Annotated in this window: 31 protein-coding genes and 1 pseudogene; 18 read left to right on the top strand and 14 right to left on the bottom strand. The window is 59.8% G+C overall.

The window, feature by feature from the left end:
* The first annotated feature begins 369 nt into the window (after positions 1 to 369).
* From groES to CQ14_RS07530, 3 genes are all read left to right on the top strand, one after another.
* Positions 370 to 684 (top strand): co-chaperone GroES, encoded by a 315-nt coding sequence (groES, locus tag CQ14_RS07540; RefSeq protein ID WP_057857358.1) that lies wholly within the window; start codon positions 370 to 372, stop codon positions 682 to 684.
* 43 nt (positions 685 to 727) lie between these two features.
* A complete protein-coding gene (gene groL, locus CQ14_RS07535) occupies positions 728 to 2350 on the top strand; it encodes a chaperonin GroEL (protein WP_057857287.1) in 1623 nt (540 codons plus the stop codon).
* A 204-nt stretch (positions 2351 to 2554) separates the two neighbouring features.
* On the top strand, positions 2555 to 2878 hold the full coding sequence (locus CQ14_RS07530; protein ID WP_057857286.1) for a hypothetical protein: 324 nt from the start codon (positions 2555 to 2557) through the stop codon (positions 2876 to 2878).
* A 307-nt stretch (positions 2879 to 3185) separates the two neighbouring features.
* On the opposite strand, the gene CQ14_RS45875 is transcribed toward CQ14_RS07530, so the two are convergent.
* Positions 3186 to 3404: a hypothetical protein gene (locus CQ14_RS45875; RefSeq protein WP_082649757.1), complete on the bottom strand. Its 219-nt coding sequence runs from the start codon at positions 3402 to 3404 to the stop codon at positions 3186 to 3188.
* Positions 3405 to 3857: 453 nt separating this feature from the next.
* Between CQ14_RS45875 and CQ14_RS07525 the strand changes: the two genes are divergently transcribed.
* From CQ14_RS07525 to CQ14_RS07505, 5 genes are all read left to right on the top strand, one after another.
* The gene (locus CQ14_RS07525; protein WP_057857285.1) at positions 3858 to 4319 is read left to right on the top strand and encodes an Hsp20 family protein; all 462 of its coding nucleotides are present in this window, start codon (positions 3858 to 3860) and stop codon (positions 4317 to 4319) included.
* Between the two features lie 83 nt (positions 4320 to 4402).
* Entirely contained in the window at positions 4403 to 4894 is a 492-nt protein-coding gene (locus CQ14_RS07520) for an Hsp20/alpha crystallin family protein (protein WP_082649756.1), read from the top strand.
* A gap of 80 nt (positions 4895 to 4974) precedes the next feature.
* Complete coding sequence (locus tag CQ14_RS07515; protein ID WP_057857284.1) at positions 4975 to 5301, top strand: hypothetical protein; 327 nt, start codon at positions 4975 to 4977, stop codon at positions 5299 to 5301.
* Between the two features lie 100 nt (positions 5302 to 5401).
* Complete coding sequence (locus tag CQ14_RS07510; protein WP_057857283.1) at positions 5402 to 6487, top strand: trypsin-like peptidase domain-containing protein; 1086 nt, start codon at positions 5402 to 5404, stop codon at positions 6485 to 6487.
* Positions 6488 to 6686: 199 nt separating this feature from the next.
* Positions 6687 to 6929 carry a DUF6894 family protein gene (locus CQ14_RS07505; protein ID WP_057857282.1) on the top strand — a complete coding sequence of 81 codons (243 nt, stop codon included), beginning with the start codon at positions 6687 to 6689 and terminating at the stop codon, positions 6927 to 6929.
* 167 nt (positions 6930 to 7096) lie between these two features.
* Here the strand turns inward: CQ14_RS07505 and CQ14_RS07500 are convergent, their stop codons facing one another.
* On the bottom strand, positions 7097 to 7327 hold the full coding sequence (locus CQ14_RS07500) for a hypothetical protein (RefSeq protein WP_057857281.1): 231 nt from the start codon (positions 7325 to 7327) through the stop codon (positions 7097 to 7099).
* Between the two features lie 160 nt (positions 7328 to 7487).
* A complete protein-coding gene (locus CQ14_RS07495; RefSeq protein WP_430650149.1) occupies positions 7488 to 7799 on the bottom strand; it encodes an Hsp20 family protein in 312 nt (103 codons plus the stop codon).
* 451 nt (positions 7800 to 8250) lie between these two features.
* Between CQ14_RS07495 and CQ14_RS07490 the strand changes: the two genes are divergently transcribed.
* The 7 genes from CQ14_RS07490 (at position 8251) to CQ14_RS43380 (ending at position 11626) form a co-directional block, all read left to right on the top strand.
* Complete coding sequence (locus CQ14_RS07490) at positions 8251 to 8472, top strand: hypothetical protein (protein WP_057857280.1); 222 nt, start codon at positions 8251 to 8253, stop codon at positions 8470 to 8472.
* Entirely contained in the window at positions 8465 to 8650 is a 186-nt protein-coding gene (locus tag CQ14_RS07485) for a hypothetical protein (RefSeq protein WP_057857279.1), read from the top strand. Before CQ14_RS07490 ends, CQ14_RS07485 begins: the two co-directional genes overlap by 8 nt.
* Before the next feature lie 20 nt (positions 8651 to 8670).
* Positions 8671 to 8937 (top strand): response regulator, encoded by a 267-nt coding sequence (locus CQ14_RS07480; protein ID WP_245320242.1) that lies wholly within the window; start codon positions 8671 to 8673, stop codon positions 8935 to 8937.
* 362 nt (positions 8938 to 9299) lie between these two features.
* Positions 9300 to 9749, top strand: a complete 450-nt coding sequence (locus CQ14_RS07475; RefSeq protein ID WP_057857277.1) for an Hsp20 family protein — start codon at positions 9300 to 9302, stop codon at positions 9747 to 9749.
* A 67-nt stretch (positions 9750 to 9816) separates the two neighbouring features.
* Positions 9817 to 10143 carry a hypothetical protein gene (locus CQ14_RS43385; protein ID WP_156434749.1) on the top strand — a complete coding sequence of 109 codons (327 nt, stop codon included), beginning with the start codon at positions 9817 to 9819 and terminating at the stop codon, positions 10141 to 10143.
* A gap of 192 nt (positions 10144 to 10335) precedes the next feature.
* The gene (rpoH, locus tag CQ14_RS07470; RefSeq protein ID WP_057857276.1) at positions 10336 to 11262 is read left to right on the top strand and encodes an RNA polymerase sigma factor RpoH; all 927 of its coding nucleotides are present in this window, start codon (positions 10336 to 10338) and stop codon (positions 11260 to 11262) included.
* Positions 11263 to 11323: 61 nt separating this feature from the next.
* Positions 11324 to 11626 (top strand): hypothetical protein, encoded by a 303-nt coding sequence (locus tag CQ14_RS43380; RefSeq protein ID WP_156434748.1) that lies wholly within the window; start codon positions 11324 to 11326, stop codon positions 11624 to 11626.
* A 236-nt stretch (positions 11627 to 11862) separates the two neighbouring features.
* Here CQ14_RS43380 and CQ14_RS45870 read toward each other — a convergent pair whose 3' ends face one another.
* From CQ14_RS45870 to CQ14_RS07420, 11 genes are all read right to left on the bottom strand, one after another.
* Positions 11863 to 12051 carry a response regulator gene (locus CQ14_RS45870; protein WP_057857275.1) on the bottom strand — a complete coding sequence of 63 codons (189 nt, stop codon included), beginning with the start codon at positions 12049 to 12051 and terminating at the stop codon, positions 11863 to 11865.
* Positions 12052 to 13361: 1310 nt separating this feature from the next.
* Complete coding sequence (locus tag CQ14_RS07460) at positions 13362 to 13574, bottom strand: hypothetical protein (RefSeq protein WP_057857274.1); 213 nt, start codon at positions 13572 to 13574, stop codon at positions 13362 to 13364.
* Positions 13575 to 13939: 365 nt separating this feature from the next.
* Positions 13940 to 14947, bottom strand: coding sequence for a glycosyltransferase family 4 protein (locus CQ14_RS07455; protein ID WP_057857273.1), 1008 nt, complete (start codon positions 14945 to 14947; stop codon positions 13940 to 13942).
* Positions 14948 to 14970: 23 nt separating this feature from the next.
* Positions 14971 to 16545: an alpha-amylase family glycosyl hydrolase gene (locus CQ14_RS07450; RefSeq protein ID WP_082649755.1), complete on the bottom strand. Its 1575-nt coding sequence runs from the start codon at positions 16543 to 16545 to the stop codon at positions 14971 to 14973.
* A 1396-nt stretch (positions 16546 to 17941) separates the two neighbouring features.
* Entirely contained in the window at positions 17942 to 18076 is a 135-nt protein-coding gene (locus CQ14_RS47555) for a hypothetical protein (protein ID WP_283807206.1), read from the bottom strand.
* A gap of 47 nt (positions 18077 to 18123) precedes the next feature.
* Entirely contained in the window at positions 18124 to 18321 is a 198-nt protein-coding gene (locus CQ14_RS07445) for a hypothetical protein (protein ID WP_245320241.1), read from the bottom strand.
* 249 nt (positions 18322 to 18570) lie between these two features.
* Positions 18571 to 18771 (bottom strand): hypothetical protein, encoded by a 201-nt coding sequence (locus tag CQ14_RS07440; RefSeq protein ID WP_057857270.1) that lies wholly within the window; start codon positions 18769 to 18771, stop codon positions 18571 to 18573.
* A 50-nt stretch (positions 18772 to 18821) separates the two neighbouring features.
* Positions 18822 to 20120: a glycoside hydrolase family 130 protein gene (locus CQ14_RS07435; RefSeq protein WP_057857356.1), complete on the bottom strand. Its 1299-nt coding sequence runs from the start codon at positions 20118 to 20120 to the stop codon at positions 18822 to 18824.
* A gap of 33 nt (positions 20121 to 20153) precedes the next feature.
* The gene (locus CQ14_RS07430; protein ID WP_057857269.1) at positions 20154 to 22439 is read right to left on the bottom strand and encodes a glycosyltransferase family 4 protein; all 2286 of its coding nucleotides are present in this window, start codon (positions 22437 to 22439) and stop codon (positions 20154 to 20156) included.
* Positions 22436 to 23368: a class I mannose-6-phosphate isomerase gene (locus CQ14_RS07425; protein WP_057857268.1), complete on the bottom strand. Its 933-nt coding sequence runs from the start codon at positions 23366 to 23368 to the stop codon at positions 22436 to 22438. The genes CQ14_RS07430 and CQ14_RS07425 overlap by 4 nt, the downstream gene beginning before the upstream one ends.
* A 174-nt stretch (positions 23369 to 23542) precedes the next feature.
* On the bottom strand, positions 23543 to 23734 hold the full coding sequence (locus CQ14_RS07420; RefSeq protein ID WP_057857267.1) for a hypothetical protein: 192 nt from the start codon (positions 23732 to 23734) through the stop codon (positions 23543 to 23545).
* A gap of 1377 nt (positions 23735 to 25111) precedes the next feature.
* On the opposite strand from CQ14_RS07420, the gene CQ14_RS07415 reads away from it, so the two are divergent.
* From CQ14_RS07415 to CQ14_RS45855, 3 genes and pseudogenes are all read left to right on the top strand, one after another.
* Positions 25112 to 25429, top strand: a complete 318-nt coding sequence (locus CQ14_RS07415) for a co-chaperone GroES (protein ID WP_057857355.1) — start codon at positions 25112 to 25114, stop codon at positions 25427 to 25429.
* Positions 25430 to 25719: 290 nt separating this feature from the next.
* Positions 25720 to 26110 (top strand): annotated as a pseudogene (locus tag CQ14_RS45865) (TCP-1/cpn60 chaperonin family protein); the annotation flags it as partial.
* A gap of 106 nt (positions 26111 to 26216) precedes the next feature.
* Positions 26217 to 26589, top strand: a 373-nt coding sequence (locus tag CQ14_RS45855) for a TCP-1/cpn60 chaperonin family protein (protein WP_283807205.1), incomplete at both ends; no start/stop codon positions are given.

Genomic DNA, 26589 nt, shown 5'->3' with positions numbered 1-26589 from the left:
TCAGCGCAGATGATCAGGCGAATCACCTTTACCTACCCTCAGACGGGAGAAAAGGCCGATACGCTATTGTCTGGTCCTTCCGACGATGAACCGAGCGGCGACCCCTACCGTTCCGTGCAATGTCCGGCCTGTGGGTGGTTTCATGCGGTCCACGCTGAGACGGGTAGGGTGCTTGGCCAGGCTGAAGACGGATGGTGAAAGCTGGCGTTTGATCGTGGGGTAATGCCTTGGCACTCCGGCGCCACGAGTGACAAAAATTTTTCGCCCGCCTCTTGAAGGGCTTTTTCCTGCTTCCTAGGTGGTTTTCCGCCCGGGGGCCGGTTCCCGGACCCGGTTTTGGACATCGCTGAACTGACAAGGAGGATGTGCATGCATTTCCGTCCACTGCACGACCGCGTGCTCGTGCGCCGTATCGATGCCGAGGAGAAGACCGCCGGCGGCATCATCATTCCCGACACCGCGAAGGAGAAACCTCAGGAGGGCGAGATCGTCTCTGCCGGGCCGGGCTCCAGGAATGAGCAGGGCCAATTTGTCCCGATCGACGTCAAGCCAGGAGACCGGGTCCTGTTCGGCAAATGGTCCGGCACTGAAGTGAAGATCGACGGCCAGGACTATCTGATCATGAAGGAGAGCGATCTTCTCGGCGTGCTCGACAAGACCGGCTCGGTCAAGAAGGCCGCCTGATCACATTGCAAGCTGACAGTCATTAAAAGAAAGGAGCAGGAAAATGGCTGCCAAGGAAGTGAAATTCTCCACCGAAGCCCGCGAGCGGGTGCTACGTGGAGTCGATACGCTGGCGAATGCGGTCAAAGTGACGCTAGGCCCTAAGGGGCGCAACGTCGTGATCGAGAAGTCTTTCGGCGCGCCGCGTATCACCAAGGACGGGGTCACCGTCGCCAAGGAAATCGAGCTCGAGGACAAGTTCGAGAATATGGGCGCGCAGATGGTGCGCGAAGTCGCCTCCAAGACCAGCGACCTCGCGGGAGACGGCACGACGACCGCGACCGTGCTGGCCCAAGCCATCGTCAAGGAAGGCGCAAAATCCGTCGCCGCCGGGATGAACCCAATGGATCTCAAGCGCGGCATCGATCTGGCGGTCGAGGCGATCGTCAATGACCTCAAGGCGCATGCGAAGAAGATCACCTCCAACGAGGAGATCGCCCAGATCGGCACCATCTCCGCCAACGGCGATAAGGAGATTGGCCGCTTCCTTGCCGATGCCATGAAGAAGGTCGGCAACGAGGGCGTTATCACGGTGGAGGAAGCCAAGAGCCTCGATACCGAGCTCGAGGTGGTGGAAGGCATGCAGTTCGACCGCGGCTATGTATCGCCGTATTTCGTAACCAATGCCGAAAAGATGCGGGTCGAGCTCGAAGAGCCCTATATCCTGATCCACGAGAAAAAGCTGTCCAGCCTGCAGCCAATGCTGCCGTTGCTCGAAGCCGTCGTGCAGTCCGGCAAACCGCTGCTGGTCGTGGCCGAGGATATTGAAGGCGAGGCGCTGGCGACCTTGGTCGTCAACCGGCTCCGCGGCGGCCTGAAGGTCGCGGCCGTGAAGGCGCCTGGTTTCGGTGATCGCCGCAAGGCCATGCTGGAGGACATCGCGATCCTCACCGGCGGCACGGCGATCTCGGAGGATCTTGGCATCAAGCTCGAGAACGTCACGCTGAAGATGCTTGGCCGCGCCAAGAAGGTCGTGATCGACAAGGAGAACACGACCATCGTCAATGGCGCTGGCGCCAAGAAGGACATCGAGGCGCGCGTCACCCAGATCAAGGCGCAGATCGAGGAGACCACCTCCGACTACGATCGCGAGAAGCTGCAGGAGCGGCTGGCCAAGCTCGCTGGCGGAGTGGCGGTGATCCGCGTCGGTGGCGCGACCGAGGTTGAGGTCAAGGAGCGCAAGGATCGGGTCGATGATGCGATGCATGCGACCCGGGCGGCTGTTGAAGAAGGCATCCTGCCCGGCGGCGGTGTCGCGCTGCTGCGCGCGTTGAAGGCGCTTGACGGCATCAAAACGTCAAATGCCGACCAGAAGGCTGGCATAGACATCGTACGTCGGGCCATCCAGGTGCCAGCGCGGCAGATCGTACTGAATGCCGGCGAAGATGGCTCGCTGGTGGTCGGCAAGCTGCTTGAGAACTCCAGCTACAACTGGGGCTTCAATGCGGCGACTGGCGAATACCAGGATCTTGTCAAGGCCGGCGTGATCGATCCCGCCAAGGTCGTCCGCACCGCGCTCCAGGATGCGGCGTCCGTCGCGGCTCTGCTGATCACGACGGAGGCGCTGGTCGCCGAAAAACCGAAGAAATCCGAACCGGTTGCCGCAGCGCCGCCGATGGACTTCTGATCGACACCGGGCCCGGCCGTCAGCGGCCGGGCTTTCCTACCCACAACCAGGAGAAAGGACGCACAAACACAAAGGAGTCTCAGATGAGCACACGCATGCAATCACGATCGCGCAAGAGCGGGGCGAGTGTACTGCATTGGCTCATGTTCGCCCTCAGCCTTCTGACGATCGCTTGGATCGGTTTTTCAACGATAGGAGGATGAGATGATCAGCAATCCCGTACTCGGCTCCGCCGAGAAGTGCCAAAACCGCATCCGCAGAATTGTCGCAGGCGCCGTCGCCTTGGCGACCATGCTTATGCCGCTGGGTGCCTGGGGCATGGATAGCACGCCCAAGCTAGCGTTCGACAGATCTGGAAACCTGCTGCCGCTTCCGCCCATTCCTTATCTGGAATCGATGCGCTGGATGAGCTGGAAACCTAGCGCTCCGGTATTCAAGACCGATACCCTGCTATTGCCAGACGTTCCTCAACCGGGCCTTTTCCAAATTCCATCCGGCCATGAGCGCGGCCTGCCGAGAGTGAGCTGAACCTGCAATATGGCGCGACCTGACGTGGCGCGGGTCGCGCCCGCCGAAGTAAGCGCAATATGCCAATCGGCGCTCTCGCCACCCGCCGACGGCGCTGTGCCTAAGGCGATCGGAAGAGGCAGCCCACTGAGCAGCCGTAGCACTCCGACGTGGAAACGAAAGCGGCTCATGGCGCTGTCGCCAGAGCAGGGTCTTCCGAAGGGGGAGGCTCAGCAGGTCGACGGTCCGCGTGTAACCAAGGAGGTTTGGCGCGACCTCGTGCTTCAAGTTGTTCCGGCCGGCAAACTTACCTGCTGCTTCAAGCCAACTACTTCGGCGGTTGTAGCCCGGGAGATCGCAGCCACTCACTCAAATGCGAGCCGGTTTCGGCTTGGCGGGCTCGGCGCAAAAGCGCTTCTCGTATGGCACCAGGGGGAAGCAATTTGGCTTCTGCGCGTAGGCGCTTCGCTTCTTCGCGTAGGCGCTTCGTTTCTTCGGCTAGACGGAGTTCAAGGGATACGGTCGGTTTGAAACGGCGACGTTCCATGGCGCAACCTCCGTGCTTACGGGTCCTAACCGTAGGGTTCAGCACTCGATGGCATTAATCCTAGTATGGCGACGCTCAGCTGTGAGTTCAATATTGGACACAGGCCGGACAAATTAGGGCACGGCCATCGGGTCCAGACCCGCCTCTGCGCGGACGTTGGCGTCTGCGCCTCCTGATCGAACGCGACCGGCCTTTGATTTTGCACTGCGGAAAACTACTAGAGCAGGAGGCGTCGCGCGCCAGTCGTCTCGCCCCCGTGCCGGAAGGGAGGATGCCGGCTCGGGGCTGCCAAAAAATTTCTGGGGCCCTCTTGAAACTCAAGTTGATTTTTCTAGTTCTGTTTTACCGCTAGCCGCGGTGCCGGACGCCAGATCGGGTCCGGCGACTGAACTGGGCGCCGGACCGGTGTCCTGCGCTCCTTCGTATCCATCTTGCTCTTTGGAGGACTTGGTTATGAGGACTAACTTTGACTTCGCGCCCCTGTGGCGCTCCACCATCGGCTTCGACCACCTGGCCGATCTCGTTGACAGCTCGCTACGCCACACCAACGAGGACAATTATCCTCCCTACAACATCGAACGGTCCGGCGAGGATCATTACCGGATCTCGTTGGCCGTGGCCGGATTTGGCGTCAACGATATCGCCGTGACGGCGGAGCAGAACGCGCTCACCATCGAAGGCAAGAAGCCTGACGGCAATGCGCACGAGTACCTTTATCAGGGCATTGCAGCCAGGCCGTTCCGGCGGGTCTTCAATCTCGCCGACTACGTGCAGGTGAAGCAAGCGTCCTTCCAGGACGGATTGTTGGTGATCGACCTCGTCCGCGAGGTCCCGGAGGCTATGAAGCCGCGTCGTATCGAGATCGGCGCGGGCACTTCTTCTTCTCCGCTGATCGACCAGAAGAGAGCGGCCTAGACGCTCGGTCGACTCAGCAAGGACAGAGCGTGGGCGTGCAACCGCGCGCCCGCCTCCAACCTCATGAACGAAGGAGAAGAACCATGGCTATTCGTGATCTTATTCCGTGGACAAAGAACCAGGAGCTGGCGCCTGCGCGCGACAACTTCGATTCCTTCCTCACGTTGCACCGCGAGATGAATCGTCTTTTCGACGACGTGTTTCGTGGCTTCGGCAGCACGAGCCTGTCACCGCTGATGGAGGGGCGATTCAGTTGGCCGAAGGTGGAGCTCAGCGACGATGAAAAGATGCTGACCATCTCGGCTGAACTGCCCGGCATGACGGAGAAGGACGTCCAGGTTGAAATCGCCAATGGCGTCCTGACGATCCGCGGCGAGAAGAAGGCTGAGCGCAACGGTGAAGGCAAGTATTTTACCGAGCGCTATTATGGAGCCTTCGAGCGCCAGATACCGCTGGACAACGTGCAGGAGGACAAGGCTGAGGCGTCGTTCAATAACGGCGTTCTGACGGTGTCACTGCCGAAGTCCGACAAGCCGCGAGAAGGCGTCAAGCGCATCGCGATCCACACCCAGTGAAGCAACATAGGGGCGGCGCCAACCGCGCCGCCCCATCGTCGAACCCGTCCCCTGGAAAGGAGTGTAAGGAGGGAACGAGCATGGCTAACATCAACACCGACAATGGTATTCATCCCCTTTTCCACCCGGCAGCCCACTACGATTCTCCGAGTGAGGTCCTGAACGACGACACGCTCTCCACTCCGGAGAAGCGAATCATCCTGTCGTCCTGGGCCTCCGATATGTACGCGGTGGAATCCTGTCCCGCTTTGCGAGAAATACCGGGTATGGGTCACACCATTCGGCTCGCCGACATCTTGGCGGCGTTACGCCAACTCGACGGCGATGACGACGACCCGCCCCGTGGCGGCGGCGTCCCGATGCGGCTTCGGCGGCCCTCGGCCGCCGCGCTGCGGAGGTACTTCTGATGTTCACGCAGACGGTGCTTGCGCTCGTGTTGCTCAGCCACGCGGTTGCTGCGTGGGCTATCCCGATCATCGCCCTGCAAGTGCAGCCGGAGCCCACGTCGTGAGAACGATCCGCATTCTGTTGTTGGGATTTCTCGTACTGACGCTGACGGGAAGTCATCTTGCGACCGCGCAGATGCCTGATCTGAAGAGGGGCAGCCCGGTCCCCACCCTCGCGCCGTTGGTTCGCCAGGTGACTCCAGCGGTTGTGAATATTTCCGTGCATGGCCGAGTGCGTGAGGAAAATCCACTCTACCGTGATCCAATATTTCGCGAGTTCTTTGACGTTCCGAAGCAGCTCGAGAAAGAGATCAGTGCCACCGGCTCGGGTGTCATCGTGGATGCGCAACGCGGCTACGTACTCACGAACGCACACGTCGTCCAGGGCGCTTCGACTGTGCAGGTGACGACGAAGGACAACCAAAAGTTTTCAGCAAAGGTAGTCGGGCGGGATTCGCCAACGGATGTCGCGGTACTTCAGATCCAGAACCCCGTTGGACTGCAGGCGATTTCTTTTGGAAACAGCGACACGCTCGAAGTCGGTGACTTTGTGCTTGCGATCGGCAATCCCTTCGGCCTCGGCCAGACAGTTACCTCCGGACTCGTCAGCGCGCTAGGGCGCACCGGCCTCAGCAAGCAAGGTTATGAGGACTTCATCCAGACCGATGCCGCGATCAACCCGGGCAATTCTGGAGGTGCCTTGGTGAGCCTGCGTGGCGAACTGGTAGGTATTAACTCAGCCATTATCTCACCGGCTGGCGGCAATGTCGGGATCGGCTTTGCGATCCCGGTTAATATGGCGCGGCGGGTGATGGAACAAATCATCGAGACAGGGCGCGTCGAGCGCGGCCGCATCGGCATATCGTTGCAAGATGTTCAGAAGGGACGCAACGGCGGCGCTGTTGTCGCTGACATCTCGCCGGATTCTCCTGCTGAAAAAGCTGGCCTCCGCAAGGGGGACGTAGTCACCATGGTCGATGATCATCCAGTTCGTTCTGCGGCGCAGTTGCGTAATACTGTGGGCCTCGCCCGGATTGGCCAAGAGCTCAAACTGGCTGTACAACGCAATGGCTCGCTGTCGAATGTGATGGTTAGAGTCGCCCCGCAACAGAAGTCGAATAATGCGTCGACGTCACTCATCCAGTGAGTGCGCGCTGATGGTGCCGGGAAAGATGCTGGCGGTCGATGAACCATAGTAAGTTACGTCTAGCCGGCGAGAATTGTGACGATTGAACCGCGACGCCAGGTGACAGGGAGATCGCGAGGCGCTGCGGAGGTGGGCGGCCGATAGGAACAAAGGCCTATCGTTTGTGTTCAGTCGGGGCAGGGTCTAGCGAGCGGCGCGAATGCGACGCTATTATTTCGACTTGCGCGACGGCGACGTTCTAGTCGTCGATGAGGAAGGTTTGGAGCTCTTGGATGTTGGGGCCGTGCAGGAAGAAGCTGCACGCGCGCTGGCGGGCTTCGCTTGGGATGCGGCACGGTGCTCTGCAGGCACTGATAGTCATTCACTGGCAATCGAAGTGCGCGACGATGTCGGCCCCGTGATGAACGTTCGGTTGGCATTCGAAATCGATAGAAAACACTAGACGCTCAATCGGCAGCACGCGACGTCATCGATTTCTTCGTTTCGTATCCGATTTCGTAGTTCTGTCTGCGGGCGACTCGGGCGCGGTCCTGCTTTCGGCTCTGTGCTCGGGCGGCAGCGGCTGCTAAAAAGTGGAGCGCCGGTTCAGTCGCTAGCATTGGGATGAGGTCAGGTGGAAGCCAGCGACGCGTGATCGTCGGTGATCTCGGGGCCGATGTCGACGACTTCGATGAAGTGGTGACCGATGTCGCCGTTGAATCCGATGAAGTCCCAGCTCGCGCCGGCGCCGTGGCTGGCAATGCCGGTGAAGCGTGCGGGTTGCCACTCTGGATCTTTCGTGCTCGAGCGCACGAGGACCCAATAGAAGCGACCCTGATTCAACTCTGCGATGTCAGTCATGGAGTCAGCCCCAATCTTGTACACAGCCCCGTTTGTGTATCATCGAGTAATCGGCGCGCAGCAGCGAGGGGCAAGGACGCGCCGAGACGGCGCGCTCGCGTTGAGCTTTGCCGCGCGGGCAGACCCGCGCGGCAGCGATCGGTCCCAATCCGCAGGTCGGTCAGGCGGCCTTGGCCTCGATCTGGCTCACATTGCCTGGGCCGGCGCCACTAATGGCGATGCGGCGCGGCTTCATGGCCTCTGGCACCTCGCGCTGTAGCTCGATGATCAATAGCCCGTTCTCGAAGCGCGCCCCCTTGACCTCGACGTGGTCGGCCAGGGTGAACTGGCGCTTAAACGAGCGTGTCGAGATGCCGCGATGCAGGAAGGTCTTCTCTTCCTTCTCGGCCTTGCGGCCTTCCAGCGTCAGGACGTTGTGCTCCACCGTCAGAGCAACCTCGTCCGGCGTGAAGCCGGCGAGCGCTACCGAAATCTGGAACCGGTCTTCGTCGAGCCGTTGGATATTGTAGGGGGGATAGGTCTCGTCGGTGGTCCGCTGGACCTCGTCGAGAACATCAAACAGGCGGTCGAAGCCGNATGGTCGACCTCCACAGGGGAGTCCANATCATACCTCATAGCCAAATCCTCCAAAGAGCAAGTTGGGTACGAGCTGGCGCCGGACACCTTCCGGCGCCCGCCTTAATGTCCCGGGGCCCGACTGGGCACCCCGGCCGCAACGTCTGCGGCGACCAAGAAAATCTGCAACCGGAAAAAAAGTTCAAGAGGGGACCAGAAAATTTTTGTGGCCACGGCGGCCGGTTGGTTAATCGTTTCTTGGGCCGCCCCGGGGGTCTTGACTTGGGCCGGATAGCCTCCCAATTTTTCGCCGGGGCTTACCCCAAATTCGCAAAGGAACGCACGACGACCGTCAGGAGACGACGATCATGATTGATGAGAATCTGGCCCGCCTGCGCGCCCACCGCAACAACGTCCATCGCTACCGCAGGCTACTTGCAACACAGCTCACGGACCTTGAACGCGCCTATATTGAGCGCCGCCTGAGTGAAGAGCAGGCCGCTATGGCAGCTCTTTCCCAAGAGACATTTCCCTTCACCTTGCCGCCGGCCGCGGCTGCAGCAGCCGCCAAAGAGGGCTGCCATGTTTGACGTGGACGCCTTCGTTATCCAAGGCCACCAGAAGGTCATCGACTATTACTGCTGGCTGCGCGACTCCACGATATCCGACGTGGAGCGCGAACGCTTCCAGCGACGCATCGGCCAAGAGCGCGATGCACTAGACCAATATATCGAAGAGCGATTACGCGGCGCGCAACGGGCCGCGTAATCAGTCTCGCTCTGATTGGCTTGGGGGCGCTGCGGATTCTCGACCGTCAACCCCGAGTGGATCTCCTGTTTACCGACGTGGTCCTTCCGGGCGGCCTGACGGGCGCGCAGCTCGCCGCTCAAGCCAAAGCCATCTGCCCCTCCTTGAAAGTCCTGTTCACTACCGGCTATGCCCGCAACTCAATTATCCATCATGGCCGTCTCGATAAAGGCGTGCAGTTGATCGTCAAGCCCTTCAGCTTCAATGAATTGGCCGCCAAGGTCCGCGACGTACTGGACCAGGCCTGAAACTAGAGCGGTCCCGAAAAGGATTTCTTCCAATGGCGGGGCGCCTTTTTCGATGAAGCGTTGGCCGCTGGTAAAAGATACCCAGGGACTTTGGCTCCTCTTTTTTGCACGTGCGAAATAGGGGCCCTCTTGGCGCGATGCCCTTGCCTACGGGTCTGCCGCTAGCGGGGCGGCGAAGTCCACTCGGTTACGGCACGATTAACCAGCCGGTCCGGACCTTCAGAAAAATTTTTGCAGCCTCTTGAAACTTTTTCGAACCTAAAATATTTCGCTGTCGCCGGATGCTAAATGGTCCGGTGCGGGCGTCGGCGGATGTCCGGCGCGCTGCTTGTATCCATGTTGCTCAAACGGAGGATGTGGTTATGAGGACTTTCGACTTTACTCCCTTCTCGCGGTCGAGCATCGGCTTCGACCACTTGTTCGATCTTCTGAACAATCCCCAGTTGACCGAAGATCAGGGGGGTTATCCGCCTTACGATATCGTGCGGACCGGCCCAGACACTTACCGCATCGCGGTAGCGATCGCCGGTTTCACCCCCGAGGAGATTACGGTCACCAGCCAACAGAATCTCCTGACGGTGGAAGGCCGTAAGGCAAACGAGGATGACCAGCAATACCTGCATCGAGGCATCTCGGCCCGAGCCTTTACGCGTCGCTTCAATCTGGAAGACCACGTTGAAGTCGAACAAGCGAATTACGAGAACGGCCTTCTGCAGATCGATCTGGTCCGCAAGATTCCCGAAGCTATGAAGCCTCGGAAGATTGCGATTGGCGGCGGCTCCAAGCCAATGAAATCTCTCAACGCGGCCTAACAACGAACGGTACGGGGCGGTTGTGCCTCTTGCTCAAGACCGCCCCTCCATCCCCATGGAGGAGACGATGGCTATTGGACGAACACCTACCCTGGAAATTGATGCGCTCCTACACCCAGCCCGTGCATTTAGTCATCCGATGGACGTTGTCCGGGACTGTGATCTGACGCTGTACGAAAAAAGGGCGATTTTGTCGTCTTGGGCGTCAGATGCTTGCGCAGTTGAGGACGTTCCCGAACTGCGTCAGCCTTTCCCCGCCGCCACGGTGAAATTCGACGACATCATGGACGCGCTGCGCGTCCTGGATTCTGAACTGGAGCGGAGAGTCAATCCTATTCAAGGCTCTGGACAGCACTCAAGTGCTCAAGAATCCGGAGGGGCCCCACCGCTGTAATCGTCGCCAGCGATGAGGAGCGAGCAACAATGCTGTTTGAACGACTAAACCTTGCGAAGCTGCTCGGGATGTCAGGTTGCCTTCTCAGCATGGGGGTTATTTTGACGGTCATCCTTACAGGTACGCCGTCTCTGCAGTGATCGAAACAAGTCAGGCTTATGGGCTCAGAATCTAAATTTCTGGAGAGCTGAAATGTACCAGACCGTCTCTCGTTCCCTGCCGTCCATCGGGACTGGATTGGCGCATTATCTGACTGAAATCAGAAAATTTCCGATCCTTACACCCGAGGAGGAATCCACATATGCCAGGCGCTGGCGTTGCGAAGGCGATCGTGACGCCGCCTATCGTTTGGTGACAAGCCACCTGCGACTCGTTGCGAAAATCGCCATGCGGTATCGCGGCTATGGGCTGCCCATCGCTGACATCGTTTCCGAGGGCAATGTTGGCTTGATGCAGGCCGTGAAGCGGTTTGATCCCGACCGGGGTGTCCGCCTTGCTACCTATGCGATGTGGTGGATCAGGGCGATGATCCAAGACTACGTCCTTCGATCATGGTCACTCGTGAAGATTGCGGCAAACGCCGCTCAGAAGAAGCTGTTCTTCAAACTGCGACGGGCAAAAAGCGCGATCGCCGCGCTTCAGGATGGCGAGCTACGGCCCGAGCAGGTCAAGCTAATTGCCGAGCGCCTTGAGGTAGCTGAACGAGAAGTCGTGGATATGAACCGCCGCCTACAGGGCGACGTCTCCTTGAACGTACCCACCCATGACGAGCGTGAGAGCGGAGAAGCATTGGATTGGCTTGTTGATCCCGCGCCTACTCAGGAGACCAGGTTGGCCGACGAGCAGGAATCCGCCCATCGCCACCAAGCCCTGAGAGCTGCCCTTCAGACGCTTAAACCCCGTGAACGCCATATTTTTGTAGCGCGTCATCTAACAGACGATCCCCCGAACCTCGAGGAGCTTGCGGTCCAGTACGGAATATCTCGTGAGCGCATCCGCCAAATAGAGCTGCGGGCGCTCCAAAAGGTAAAGGCTGCGGTGCAGGCGATGGCAGGTCAGCCGACACGTGTTACGCAACCCAACAACTCGAAAAGGCAAGCAGTACCTGCCGGCTCATGAGCCACTTGGGAGAGTGCGCAACATCGGAATGAACCAGACTTCAACTTGTACGGAGGATGACATGACGGAAAGGCTGTTGGCACTTTTGCTGGCGGGCGCTCTCGTGGCACCCCAGCTCGGACGAGCGAGCGAAAGCAAGCTCAATAATGATGGCGAGCGACAAGCTTCAGTTTCAGAAAAGCTTCCGCTCCCACGGATTCCCCATCTCGATACGATGCCTTGGATAAACTTTGGATCGGAATTGAGGGGACCGAGAATTGATACGCTGCTGCTTCCTGATTTAAATTTTTCGCCCGTATCGAGGAACTCGGCCTTTGCAAATAGTAAGGTTGAAACACCATTGGGCGGGACGAAAGCTGAATGAGAGTCACAGCCGCAGACACGGAGCGCTATCGCTTACGTAAGCTGTGGTGCTCCGGGACGTTCCGGTCCTTAAGGAGCTACATATGCTCAAAGGTGCGGACGGCATCCACGACCGTCTGAACGACGTACGGCTTCGGAATGAAGAGTGCGTTGGCGGGGGTCTCCCGGGGCTTATCGTTTGCCGGTCGTAATTGTTATGGACCGGTGGCCATCGATCGCGCACATAGGCGGCTAATTTCAAACCATCCATCGACCTGGCATATCAATGTCGGTGAACACGAGATGGATATCCGAACGCGCCTCCAGGGCTCCAATGGCAACGTCGGCGTTTTCCGCAACCACAACCTCGTAGCCGGCATCCTCCAGTTCAGTCTGGATGACTTCGCGGACCAAAAACTCATCTTCTACGACAAAGAAGGTTGGCACTTGGCACACCTCCCTACTTCGAAGACCAAGGAACGAGGCGCGAAAGAGTTCACTTTTGGACGGTCTTGTTGACGTGGTCCGGAAGAGAGGCGCGGCCCCCCTACTTGTAAGGTGACAACCTAACAGGCGCGCCGGCTCAAAAGAGCCTCCCGTACCCAAGCGTAGGGCTCGCCGACATCGAGACGCCCCAGCTGGTACGTGACACGGGCCGAGGCCGTTCGCCAGATCGGCCATTGAGGAAGGGCAAGGCCAGCCGGCTTAAAATCGATTCCCCTCGACCCGTATGGTTCCTATGTGAGAACACCCGAGCCGGTCGGCGGAGCCAGTCGTGCAGGCCATGCCCGCACCTAAATCCGCCGCCAAGCGAGCGTCCAAGAGGCTACCCAGCCGCAACTTTGTCGGAGGGGCAGGTCATCATCAGGCGGCGTCAATGTGTACGGCTTGCGACGTCAAAGCGGGTCCGAGCCTACAGAACTGGGCCGAGAATCTCTAACCTCAACTGCAAGCCAATTTGCGTTTCCGGTTCTCCGCTCCACACCTGTGGCCAAATCAACCAGCGTGTCGGCCGCCTCCGGACACGCTGCTTAAACGTCAGGAAAAGCAGGTCGTTGCGTCAGCTCCAGGCGGCTCGACTTCGGGGCACAAGACTGGTACACACGACCTCATCGGGCTTGCAGGAAATGCCTGATTTTATTGGCTTTCTGTTGCCGGCGCGGCAATCCCTCCCTGCGCTCCGAGCCAAATCAAATGTCAATACTTGCAGCGGCTTGCGCAACCCATACTCTCCGCCGCTGCGGTCAAGAGGCCAGTGGTACACAGGACCTCACAGACTCGGGGCTCGATACCCTGACCCTCTCAAGGTTAAGCTCGGGCAGAAATAATTTGATTGAATTCAAAGTTCAAGGGCCGTTTAAGTTGCTGCGGGGATCCTAGGGTTTAACAAAACGCCACAGTTGCGCGCATCACCGAAAAGCAGACCTAGGAAGGGACAGTGATGTCCGCTTTACCCCCGATTGTGTTGCAAAAGTCGAAAGTTGCAGGGCTCAAAATTTTTCGCGAAAACACTAAGCAGCGAGCGATCGCTGCTTAGTATGACCTCAATCGCATTACCGAAGTCGCCTGTGTATTTTGCGTAAGGCCGTGAGGTCCCTCACATCCTGTACATGAAAGTCGCGCCCGCAGCCCGCAGAATTTTGGTCATCGGCGAAAAACGACTTTTGCAACACAATCCCCCCGAAAGCAGACTCAAGTCAGACATCGCGCGATGTCTACAACGGACAGCCGTTTCGCACCACCATTTGATCGCCGCTTCAGGCAGCGGTACTCAGCTTCTCGAAAGCAGAGCTTTTCAGACGGCTGAGGTCGCGTTCGCCAGACGCTGCCTGCTGAAGAATATGCTCCGCCACTCCCAGCGGCGTTACAGACTTCCGTACTAAGAAGCGACGATCCGTGACGACCTCGTTCAACGCCCGCCGCATGACGGCGACCGTCGATGCATCGTATCTCTGTTTCACATCAGTCATAGTCGCGGCCCCAATCGTTGCCGCTTAGACTTCTTTTATAAATGGATGATGAACTGACGCCGCCCTAGTCGCGATCTCTTTTGGCCTTCGACTGCCGTTTCGTCTCGGGCTGCGTATTCCGGACGGCCTCTGCCAACATCTCGCGCAGTTCAGCCTTGGTCTTCGGGGGTTCCCGCGTGAAGGTCTTTTGCCATTGCGTCATCAATACTATGTGGGGATGCCGGAGGGGAAATTAAGCCCCGCCGGGACTGTCTGCGGATAATTCTTGTCCGCTTGTGCTCGCATAACGGGCTCAACTCAGACATCAGGCATGTTCGCTTTGTGCCCCACAAGCAGACGAAGCTAAGTAATGAAGCCGAAAGTCCTCAGCCAAGGACCGATCGGTACAAGTCCAGATATCGATCAGCCATCCGGTCGACCGTAAAACGCTCAGACACCCCTGCTCGGCATACGGCGCGATCAATTTCGCCGACACGGCTGATCGCATTTACGGCTTCATCGACGCTGTTGACCAGGAAGCCAGTCACGCCATCGTCGATCAGCTCGGGCATCGATCCGCGGTTGCAGGCGATCACCGGCGTGCCGCAGGCGAGTGCCTCCACGACCGATAGTCCGAACGGTTCGTCGAAATTGATAAGATGGAGCAGCGCGTGCGCCGAGCCGAGGGCGATCGTGCGGGCCGCTCCGCCCACTGGGCCGCGATAGACCACGGAGCGCTCGTCCAGCGCGGGCACGATCTGCTCGTTGTGATAGTCCTGATCCTGGACGATGCCGGCCATGATCAGCCGTCGACCCGCTCGACGTGCCGCCGCAATCGCCTCGGCCGCTCCCTTGTCCGGGTGGATGCGGCCGAAGAAGAGCAGGTCTTCGCTGCCGTGCGGGTCGAAGGGAAAGTCCTCCAGCCGAATCCCGTGGTGGATTGTCGCTGCATAGCGCAGGTCCGGATGGCGATCTCCATCGCTGATCGCGACATAATGGACGCGATCCTCGTATGCCTTGAAGGCGGGCAGGATGCGTTCCGAGGAGAAACCGTGGATCGTCGTCACCACCGGCGTCTCCACCAACCGAGAGAATGCGAGCGGCACGAAATCGGCATGGTTGTGAATGAGATCGAACTCACCCGCGCGCTCGAATACATGGGCTACGTGGAGAATCTCCCATACCTTGGCGTCGATCGTGGGGTCCTCGGAATATGCCGCCGGGCAGACACCGGCCAGTTTGCCGGCCGTCCGGCTATCCTTCGTGGCGAACAAGGTGACGTCGATGCCGCGCGCCACCAGCGCCTCGGTCAACAGGCTCGTCACCAACTCCCATGGACCATAATGGCGCGGCGGCGTGCGCCAGGAGATCGGAGCGAGCATGGCGATACGCATGCGATTGTCCTTCGTTGCTTTCGTTAATCGGCCGTCAGAATCATGCCCTCGTCTGCCCGTAGCAGCACGCCACCGTCTCCGGCCAGCGTTGCATCGGCGACAGTGGACAAAAGCACCCGGCAATCGCTCGCCCAGTCCGGTAATTCCAGGCGCTGCGAATGTCCCCCGAGATTGAGTGCTACGATCAAGCGCTCGGCGCCGTGCCGACGCTCATAGGCGACTACATCGCCCTCCGTGTCCAGCAGCGTGAAGTCGCCGATCGCCAACACCGGATGTGCACGCCTGGCGACCAGCAATCGGCGATAAAGCGCCAGGATTGAATGAGGGTCCTGCGCCATCCGCGCAACGTTGCGAATAGGCCAGTCGACATTGAGCGGCAGCCACGGCTTAGCCGTGGTGAAGCCGGCATTCTCGCTCCCGTCCCATGGCATCGGCGTGCGGACCGGATCGCGGCCCAAGGCGAGGGCGGGCTCGCGCAGCCCGCGCGGATCCTGAACCAGGGCGGATGGGATCGCGACATCGCTCAAGCCCAACTCGTCTCCGTAGTAGAGGGTGGGCGTGCCGCGGAGCGTCAGCAGCAGCATCGCTGCGACGCGGGCCTGGGCCTGCCCACGCTTGGCTGCGACGCGCGGCCGGTCATGGTTGCCGAGCACCCAATTCGGCCAAGCGGCTGGCGGAAGCGCCGCCTCATAGTTGGCGATCAGCGCCGCGAGGGAGCGCGCCTCCCACGGCGCATCGATGAGCTGGAAGTTGAAGGGCAGGTGCACCTCTGCCCGTTCCCGGCCGTAATAGCGCAGCAGCCGATCGACCGGCAGGTAGATTTCGCCGATCAGCACGCGTTCGCCCCGTCCACTGGCGCCGTAACTATCGGCGATGGCTCGCATGTCGGCGGCGATCTCGTGCACCTCGGGCTGGTCGGTCGAATGGAGCTGGAGCACGCGGTGCATATCGCCCATCGCCGGCTGATAGGCAGGGTTGGGCGGATTGTCGGGGAAGTCTGCCGCCTTGACCAGGTGCCACAGCACGTCGATACGAAGGCCGTCCACGCCTCGGTCGAACCAGAAGCGCATCACGTCGTACATCGCTGCCTGCACGGCCGGATTACGCCAGTTGAGGTCCGCCTGCTCCTTCAGGAAGGCGTGGTAGTAATATTGGGTGGTGGCCTTGTCCCACTCCCATGCCGAGCCGCCGAAATCGCTGATCCAGTTGTTGGGCGGCCCGCCATCCGGCGCCGGATCGCGCCAGATGTACCAGTCCCGTTTCGGATTGTCGCGCGAGGCGCGGCTCTCGACGAACCAGGGATGCCGGTCGGATGTGTGGTTGGGCACGAAGTCGAGCAGAATCTTGAGCCGGCGCGCATGGGCCTGTGAAAGCAGGCTGTCAAAATCGGCAAGCACACCAAAGCGCGAATCGACGTCGCAATAATCGGTGACGTCATAGCCGAAATCAGCCATGGGCGAGGGGCAGATGGGTGAGATCCAGATGGCGTCAACGCCAAGGCCGGCAAGATAGTCGAGCCGCCGCTCGATTCCCTTGAGGTCGCCGATGCCGTCGGCGTTCGTATCTTGAAAGGAGCGCGGGTATATCTGGTAGATCACACCCGTTCGCCACCAGAGTGCTCCGAAAGAGGCCGCCAACTGAGGCGACCCTACCGCGGCGCTTTAAGTCCGGGCGACGAGAGCCACTCATTCACACGGCAAGCGGTTACAGCTTGGCGAGCTTTTCTGATCCTGGCGTCGCGCAACGAACCTGGCGGGAGTTCGTTCGCCTCGTCCTTGAGGCGCATGGCCTCCAGCATCAGACGGTCTTGTAACGGCGCTTTGGGTTGGTTGCGTTGGATGCGGGGCATGGTGGCTCTCCGAAACGGGCGGGAGCACAACACTCTCAGTCACCGATGGAAGCCGAAGGCGGGGCGGTGATAGGTCGAGTAGATTCCCTTTATGTCCGTTTGCCAACTTAAGAGATCTTAACGCTCCGAACCCTTGTCAAAGACGGATCAGGACACTGCCCGCAGCCTAGGACAATTTCGGGTTAAACTCGGACAGTACCTAGCGACCGGTGCCGGCCGAAATCGGCCAATCGCTGGATCAAACTGGGCTACTAATGCAGACAGCGCCCCCAAGCCGAATAATGCTTGGTGGCGCTGTGTTGAATCCGGACAGTGCAATCCCCCGGCAATTATCTGTCTGCGGAGGCGCAATAAGGTTCAACGACCCGAGGCAATCAAGCGACCTTACTCGCCGATCTCCCGGAGCTTCTGCTCAAGTTCCGCGATCTGAGTCCTGATGCGCGTCACGAGTTCCTCGTCCGCGGTCCGGTCCACCAACTGGCGGTACCTCACGATCTTCATTTCCGATTCAGCACGCTTTGCAGCGCACCCGCCGGACCATACATTCGGGTCATTGGCGGACGGAAGCGCGGCGGATCGGTAGATGCGCGCAACTTCAAATCGGGTTCTGCAAGGGCTACCGGGCTCGGTCCGGCAAGGGCACCAATAAGCGCCGCAAACCCGTCGGTCCCCCTTGATAGCGGGCCTGCTGCAACGCCCATGGCCGGAAAGCATCAATCTCAACAGCCGCGGCAGATACCCTTTAGCTTGGAGGTGGTTCGGGCGTCTTCCGCGATGAAGGGGTCTTTGTAGGGCGGCCGTGACGCGTCGCTTTCGATGGCTGCCGGCTTTTGTATTCTTGGAGGAGACGCCGCATCGTAGCAGGCAAGTCGCCCGCTCGTGCTTTCGATCGTGCGGCATTCCGGTCCAGCGGCGAGAGCGCCTTGCGCGCAGGCGCAGAGCATCAATACGGCGAGCGTAATTTTCATCCGATTTCCTTTGGGGTGGTATCACCATTAGAACAGGCCGCGAGCGCTGGCCGCCCCCCACGAAGCAATAGGCCAATCAGCGCCGCCCGATCGCGCAACCCTGCGAGAACGCGCTTTTTTGCGCACGCGCTCGAACGCGTCAGTCCAGCGTATCGCCCTACTTCGACGCTTGCATTGCTATTTCTTCTTGCCAGACGCGAAACCCGGTTGCCATCCCGCGGCCTTTTGGCTCGGCGCCGCAGCTATTGTCTTGATCTTCTCTTTCTTGGGCTTCTTGACTTCCCGATTTCCTCTTTGCTCGCCCTTGGCCATGTCAATCTCCTTTGGGTTATGATGACGCCATCATTGAACGGCGAATCTCACATTGACGCGTAGCGCGCCGCAATTCTCATCGCGTCATCGATCTCTTCGGCCAGTTCGACTTCCCCGATCTCATGCAGACTGGAAGCCATGATCGATGCCTGGGTCGCAGCCATGGAGAACGGCTCTCCCATTTCATAGCTGAATTTGATGCGCCAGATTCCCCTGTGGTTGCGATGCGGCTCGATCAGCAACACCGGAAGATCGGGCAGACCATTCTCAAGCAGGAGTTTCGATAGCGTAGGCATCACCTCGTCCCTTCAGGTCCGGCCCGATGCCCGGAAGGACATGGCGCCAAGCCTGCATTGATCTCCTGCGGTAGGATCCATGCCTTGAACCAGAAAGGTCGTTCGGCGCAACCTGAAGACTCGCATTGTGCAACTGTGCTCCCTTTGTCCCCGAATAGCCATGCATTAATTGATGCTGCGCCTTGCTGCCGCCGCGGCTCAGCCTTTTGTCGGAATGACTTCCTCTCCACTGATGGCGCGATCGAGCGCATCGACCAGCACCTGAATCTCGATGAACTTGTTGCGTGCCCGCTCGGCCTTATCCCGGTCAAAAGGAGCAGCCAGCACCTTGGCATGCGCGTGCCTGTCCTCGATCATGCGCTCACGGGCTTTCTTCAGCGTTTCAAGTCGCTCGCTCATTCAGGCTCCCTGACCTTCCAACGGACGGATTGGCGCCGCGCAAGCGGCGGTCACCTTTTCATCGCCTGCATCAGCGCCGAAATCCTGATGGTCGCGAAATTGGAGAAGGTGTCCGACACCGCGTATGGCAGAATGACCTGGTCGTTGTGCCGCATCGCCCCGCAGGTATAGACGACGTTAGGGACGTATCCCTCGCGCTCCGACGGCTCGGGCCGCAGCAACGGTTCGCGGGAGCGGGCTAGCACCTTCGAGGGGTCGTTCTTGTCGAGCAACGCCGCCCCGATCGAGTATTTGCGCACCGGGCCTACGCCATGCGTCAGCAACAGCCACCCTTCATCGAGCTCGATAGGTGATCCGCAATTGCCGATCTGAACAAACTCCCATGGAAATTCCGGTTTCAGCACGGCCTGCCCGCCCTCCCATGTGTAGAGGTCGTCGGAATAGATCAGATACAGGTTCTCATTGTCCTGCCGCGCGATCATGGCGTATCTGCCGTCGATCTTGCGCGGGAACAGCGCCATTCCCTTGTTGCGCGCCGCGGCGCCCCTCAAGGGTGACAACCGGAACGACATGAAATCGCTGGTCTCGATCAGTTCGGAGCGGATCGCCCGCCCGCTATAGGCGGTATAGGTGGCGTAGTAGGTTTTTCGGCCGCCATCGCTGAACTCGACAAAGCGGGCGTCCTCAATGCCGTTCGACTGGGATTCGGTGACCGGAAAGATGACGCGCTCGCTGAGCTCTTCCTCGGGCTTGAAGACCAGTTCGACATGATCGCCGTCCGGTCCGGATGCGCGATGGCCAATCTGGGGACTCGAGGCAAGCCGCGCCGTCGGATCAACGATCACGCTGCCGTCGGCTGCGAATGTGCCGGCCCGAAACGTCAGCGACGACACGTGCCCTTCGCCGATAGCACGGAGGCTGAGAATGAAGCGCAGGCCGCCCTTCGGCGCGTCCGATTGGTCGGGGTGCGGCACGATGCTGGGGTTGAACAAGGCAGAGGCTTCGAAGGAATACTCATTGAGAAAATAGGCCCCGATCAACTGGCGCTGAATTTTTGAAAAGCTTCCATGCGCTGCGAAAGCCTCCTCCATTTCGTTCGCACGGGCCTCGAACCTCTCCAGCAGGTTCCGATGCCGACCGAGGAAATTTTCAAGGACGTCCGCGAGCTGGGAGGCAACGGCTTCGGTGTCGAGGGCGAGAACCCGGTCGACGATATGATTTGCACGCGTCTTGTCAGTCGGGTTGAGATCGCGGGGTTCGGTCGCCGGCTTGAACGGGCGCACGATCACCCGCGCTGGATCGGGACGCAAATAAAGCGCCTGTCGGTTCAGGAAGATGCCCTGTGACACGGTGTCCTCGATCGCTTGAGCAGGAGGCAAGATTCAGGCGCCCATGGCGCGCAGTGCCGCGGGTTTGGTCAGGCTGGCGTTGAAGCGCGCAAGCTGGCGAATCTCCGCAAGCCCAAGCAGATAGCACACCACCGACTCGCCGCCGCGATTTTCATTGGCACGATCGGGGTGCAGTCCATCGCGGCAACTGCCGGTGTGCGGATCGACCAGCGCCACCGACAGGTCGTTGCTGCCGAGAAACCAGGTGAAGGCACGGGTCGCAAGCGCTTTCCACTCCGCATCGCCATCCGCCCGCCATGCCGTAAGGCAGGCAGCGATCGTCGCCGTCGCTTCCACGGGCTGCTGATCAAATGCGCGGGGAAGTTGCCGCAATTCGCCGAAGCCGGCGGTGCCGACGGGGCGGAAATGCCCTGCCGGCGTCGTTTGTCGCATCATCAGCCAGCGCAGAGACCTCAATCCGGCCTGCACGTATTCAGGCGTTTGCGTCGCCGCGCCTGTCATCATCAGCGCCTGCGGCAGGCGCGCGTTGTCGTAAGCCAACCCTTCCTCGAACCACACCCAGTCCGGCGTTTCGACCGAAGCCAGACAGGACATCAACCTGTCGGCAAGAGAATGCCGGATCTCCTGGGCGTGGAGATCATCGGGAGCCACGGCGCAATAAGCGCCCAAACCCAGCAGGGTGAACGCCCACGCCCGCGGAGAGCGAAAGGTCTCTACAGCCGACAGAGCCTCGGCGAACAAGGCAGCCGCCCACTGGCGCCGCGACGGAGTTGCGTCGCTGCGCGCGGTTTCGCCGAGCGCCCAAAGCGTCCGCGCGTGACTGTCTTCGGACCCGCTGGCTTCGAGCCAGGTTCGATTGAAGCCCATGAAGTTGCGAAACCGCCCGGTGTCAGGATTCCATGCATGCTGCACGAAAGCGGCGAAGCGGGCCGTCAAGACTTCCGACAGCGGCTGTTCGCCCGGACTATTGAGGGCGCAGGCCAAAAGCATCGCGCGGGCGTTGTCATCAACGCAATAGCCGTGCGAGCGATCGGGCACCGAATGCACAGCGTGCTGGAACAGGCCGGTATCGTCGCACATCGACAGGAAATGACTGATTTGCATCTCCGGCGCCGCAGGGCTGCGTAGCTCCGGAACGCCTGTGTTGGAGGGCGCAATGACCTTGAGCCAGTGACCCTGAGACGCGCTCTCGAAAACCGACATGTAGTGCTCGGCGGTGCGTTCCCACGTCATGGTTCTGCTGACCGCATAGGCGCGCCGGCACATCGCCTGCCGGCGAACGTCATCGGTGAGCAATTCCGCAATCTTGCTGCCGATCGCCGTCGCATCACCGAACGGCACCAGGACGCCGCGTCCATTGGCCAACAGTTCACGAGCATGCCAGTAAGGCGTCGAAACGACGGGCTTCCCCAGTCCGAAGCTGTAGGCCAACGTTCCCGACGTCATCTGCGCCTCGTTGAGATAGGGCGTGACATAAACGTCGCACATCGAGATGAATTCGAGCAGCGTGGGCAGATCGACGAAGCGGTCGAGGAACACAACGTGGTCCTCGACGCCAAGTTCGCGGACCCGCCTCATCAGTCTGTTGCGATACGCCTCGCCCTGGTCTCGAACTAGATTCGGATGCGTTGCGCCAAGGACGACATACAACGCATCGGCGCGACGCTTCAGAATCGACGGCATGGCGTCGATCATGACTTCGATGCCCTTGTTGGGGGACAGCAGGCCGAATGTCAGAATGATCGACTTTCCGTCAAATCCGAGCCTTGCCTTCGCCGCATCGGGCGCGACAAGCGCGACGTCGGGAATGCCGTGGGCTATGACCTCGATCTTGTCGTCCGGCACCTGATAGACGCTGCGCAGCAGTTCGCGGCCCTTGTTGGCCATCACAACGACCTTCGACGAGGCATCGACGATGCGCTCCATGACCGCGCGTTGCGCGGCGGTCGGATTGGCAAGCACGGTGTGGAACGTCGTCACGACAGGCATGGTGAGACGCGACAGCAGTTCGAGGACGTGGCCGCCGGCTTCGCCACCGAAAATTCCGAATTCGTGCTGCAGGCACACGGTGTCGAACCGGCCGGCATTCAGGAAGTCTGCTGCACGGATGTATTCTTCGATCTTGTTATCCTGAATCTGCAAAGCGACCGCCTTGGGATAATCATAGGTTTGGCCATGATCGGTGATAGCCACGATGCAGGTCTCGAGAGTCGGGCGTGACGTCGAGATCGCCTGCTGCAGGTCGGTCGTGAAGGTTGCGATCCCGCAGCGGCGGGGTAGCGAATTGCCGATAACGGCGATGCGGCGGAGCGGCGTCATGTTTGTACCTCGACAGTCTCGCTTGATTTCGGCGCGTCGCCGGCGGACATGCCGGCATATTTGGTCAGCTCTCCGGTGTCCTGAAGTAAGGCAACAACGGGATCAGGTCCCGGATAAGCCATCAGGCCGCGCATGCCGTCCGCGCCGACCTCGATGCCTGATCGATCGTCCTCGATAAAGACGGCATCACCGACCGACATGTTCGTCGACCCGATCCGCGCCCGGCCCTCGATCGCAAGGATCCAGGTTTCCCGATCGGCATTGAGTGCCCAATTCGAGTTCGCCGGCAGGTCGATCAACTCAATGACGAAATGCCGGCTTGTGATCAGGGCTGTTCGAGCTGCGGTGAGGCGTCGTGGACTGGATTGGGCCTGAACCGGCCCGGCGTCGGAAACGGCGACGGCGCTTTCTTCATGCAGTTCGCGCTGCCTGCCATAGTCAAACAGGCGGAATGTCGTGTCGCTGCGCTGCTGAATCTCGGCGAGTACGATACCGGCGCCAATGGCGTGGATCGTGCCGGCGGGGACGAAGATGATGTCGCCTTTCGCGACGGGACGCCATTGCATGAGGTGGGCAATCGAGCCGTCCCTGATCGCTGCGCGCAATGCCTGTGGCGTGAGTCGCCGCTTCAGTCCCAGCGCAACCCGCGCGCCCGGGGCTGCTGCGAGAATGTACCAAGCTTCATTCTTGCCGTTCGGCAAGCCGATTGAGCGGGCAAATTCATCGTCCGGATGAACCTGAATCGACAGGGGCTCGCTGGTGAACAGTAATTTGAGCAGCAGGGCCGGGATGGCTGCATGCTTGTGCGTGCGCTGAAACCACAACTCTCCAACCGGATCGCCCGCAACGTCGACGCTGCTCCATGGATTGAGATCGCCTACCCCCCACGGTTTGCGCGCAATCTGCACGGCGGCATGCTCGATGGCCATAGATTGTCCTGACCCGAAACGCGCATATCGCAGCGATATGCCGTTGGTCGATACCGTTGATTTGATTTGGCGTGGCTAAGGCGTCGCGACGGGATGTTCGCGTTTGTCGCGATCCCGCTGGGCTAACTGATCACATGGGTACTCCGGCGTCAGATAGCAACCTTGCTGGGTCCATTAGCGTTTGGTCGCCCAGGACGGACGAACGCCAGTCCAGGCGGGAAGCGCATCCCATTCGGCCCACCGCATCCGGCGTTCCTCATCGCCGACCCTGATAAAGACAAAGGCGGCATCATCCTTGCCGGTTTTCGAATCAACGAACATTGCCGGAACGCCGTATGCGTCTCTGATGATCGCCGTATTTGCCATTCCGACTCCTGCTTAATGTTAAGCACTCGGATTCCCGTTGCCGGCAACTCACTTGAGGCGGACTACCACTGAATAATCACGGCGGCAGCGATCAGCAGCGCAAAAAAGATCGGCAACAGCACCGGAGGCACCAGCCAATCACGAAGATCGAATTTGAGGGTATCAGACATGTGACCGCCTTTTTTGGTTAAGGCGGGAGCGCAACGCTCTAAGTCACCGATAATAGCCCGGGGCGCGCGGTGATGCGCCAAGTATAGTGACTATCTGCCGAATAGCGAGGAGAATCGTGCAGAATCGTTATGACAATGGTGGGTTCAAAAGCTTTGCGCTTCCCCTGCCCGCGCTTCTCGAATGTATGTTGAGCGCGCGTTGTGAAAAATATTCGGCAGCTTTTCGATCGCGATAATCCAGCGGACTCGTTCGTAATTACTGACGACTTTGCGTCATCTGGCCGTATCAGCGGGCGAAAAGCATTCCGATTTCTCAGCTCAAGATCGGCAGGTTTCACATGAGTGGAGGGCAAGCGGTTGCAGGTTAGCTCATCAGCAGAGCGGTATCAGCGCGAACTGGCTTACCTTTTCAGCATCCTCTAGCGAGGACGCCTTAGTGCTTGACCCTTTCTATCTGGAACGTGAATTTGGCTCGTAACGCCGGTCCGGTGTCGTCCCTGACATCGATAGCCATCAGGTGCCCGCTGCATTGTGGGGCCTGCGGGACGCGTCCCTCGCCATGTCTGCCAGCGGATGCGCGGCCTCTTCTTGCACAGCCTCCATGGTATAGACCCTCATCGTCGCGGGTCAGTTCGCCACCGTCTCGCAAGTCGAAAAAGTATCGCTTCATAGCAACGTCGAACGTCAGGAAACCAAAGCGTTCCTAGCTGATCTGGAGCGGCCTAACAGGACCCGCGATTAGGCGGTAGGACGGCACCCAGGCCGTGTTCCAGCTTTCCATGGTCTGGTCGCAGACCGAACACTCGAAGCTGCTGATCTGGCGTTCGGCAGCCATAGATTCGGTGCGGTTGTAGACCGCTCCGCAAATACAGGCTCTGTGACGGGTTTCTTCCATTTGCTCATTATGCGCCGCGAATCGGAATTAGGACACTTCCAAATTCAGCTTAGGACACCGGGGCTTAAATACGGACAGTACCGCCGGGTAAAATACAGGTCCGAAATCTAGGACATTTCCTGAACACGTTAGACGGCACACGACCGCTTTCGAGCCCTGCTGTCCGCTCCGGGTCACGATGGGAATTGAATTAGCAACCTCGTGGGCCAAAGCCCTTGCGCCGCAGTGTTACAAGCTTATGTGAAGAGCGGCTAGCACTCGCTCCTTGCGACTGCCAATCCAGAAATAATCACAAAAGCCATGGAGGATCGCATGAAGTTCCGTCCGCTCCACGATCGCGTCGTGGTCAAACGCATCGATGCCGAAGACAAAACCGCAGGCGGCATCCTCATTCCGGACAGTGCCAAGGAAAAGCCCTCGCAGGGCGAGATCATCGCCGTTGGTCCGGGCAGCCGTGACGAATCCGGCAAGCTGATCCCGATCGACCTCAAGGTCGGCGACCGCGTGTTATTCGGCAAGTGGTCGGGCACCGAGGTCAAGCTCGATGGTCAGGAGCTTCTGATCATGAAGGAAAGCGACATCATGGGCGTTCTCACTGACGTTCCCGCCGCCAAAAAGAAGGCCGCTTAAGCGCTTTAGCCCGTTCCCTCGTCCTGAGGAGCCGGCGCAGCCGGCGTCTCGAAGGAAGAGGCCTGCAATCGAAATCTCATCCCTCAGGAATCCGCCCAGTCGCGCGGCCCTTGGGTTATGGGCATAGGGAGATCATTATGTCAGCCAAGGAAGTCAAATTCGGCGTCGATGCCCGCGACCGCATGCTGCGCGGCGTCGAAATTCTCAACAACGCGGTGAAGGTGACGCTCGGCCCCNCCGCAACGTCGTGCTCGACAAGTCGTTCGGCGCTCCCCGCATCACCAAGGATNCACCGTCGCCAAGGAAATCGAGCTTGAGGACAAGTTCGAGAACATGGGCGCACAGATGGTGCGCGAAGTGGCCTCCAAGGCGGCCGACGCCGCGGGCGACGGCACCACCACCGCGACCGTGCTGGCCGCGGCCATTGTACGCGAAGGCGCCAAGGCGGTTGCCGCCGGCATGAACCCGATGGATCTAAAGCGCGGTATCGACCTGGCGGTGGACGCCGTGGTCGCCGATCTCGTCAAGAACTCCAAGAAGGTCACCTCGAACGAGGAAATCGCCCAGGTCGGCACCATCTCCGCCAACGGCGACGCCGAAATCGGCAAGTTCCTCGCCGACGCCATGAAGAAGGTCGGCAACGAGGGCGTCATCACGGTTGAGGAAGCAAAGTCGCTCGAGNCGAACTCGACGTCGTCGAGGGCATGCAGTTCGACCGCGGCTACATCTCGCCGTACTTCGTCACCAACGCCGACAAGATGCGCGTTGAGATGGAAGACGCCTACGNCAACGAGAAGAAGCTCTCCTCGCTGAACGAACTGCTGCCGCTGCTCGAAGCCGTGGTGCAGACCGGCAAGCCGCTCGTCATCATCGCGGAAGATGTCGAAGGCGAAGCGCTCGCCACCCTGGTCGTCAACCGCCTGCGTGGCGGCCTCAAGGTCGCTGCCGTCAAGGCTCCCGGTTTCGGCGATCGCCGCAAGGCCATGCTGCAGGACATCGCGATCCTGACCGGCGGCCAGGCGATCTCGGAAGACCTCGGCATCAAGCTCGAGAACGTCAACCTCTCGATGCTCGGCCGCGCCAAGAAGGTGATCATCGACAAGGAGAACACCACCATCGTCAACGGCGCCGGCAAGAAGGCCGACATCGAGGCGCGCGTT

This window comes from Bradyrhizobium lablabi, assembly GCF_001440475.1.
Taxonomy (GTDB): Bacteria; Pseudomonadota; Alphaproteobacteria; order Rhizobiales; family Xanthobacteraceae; genus Bradyrhizobium; species Bradyrhizobium lablabi.
This window is presented reverse-complemented; position numbering and strand designations above follow the sequence as displayed.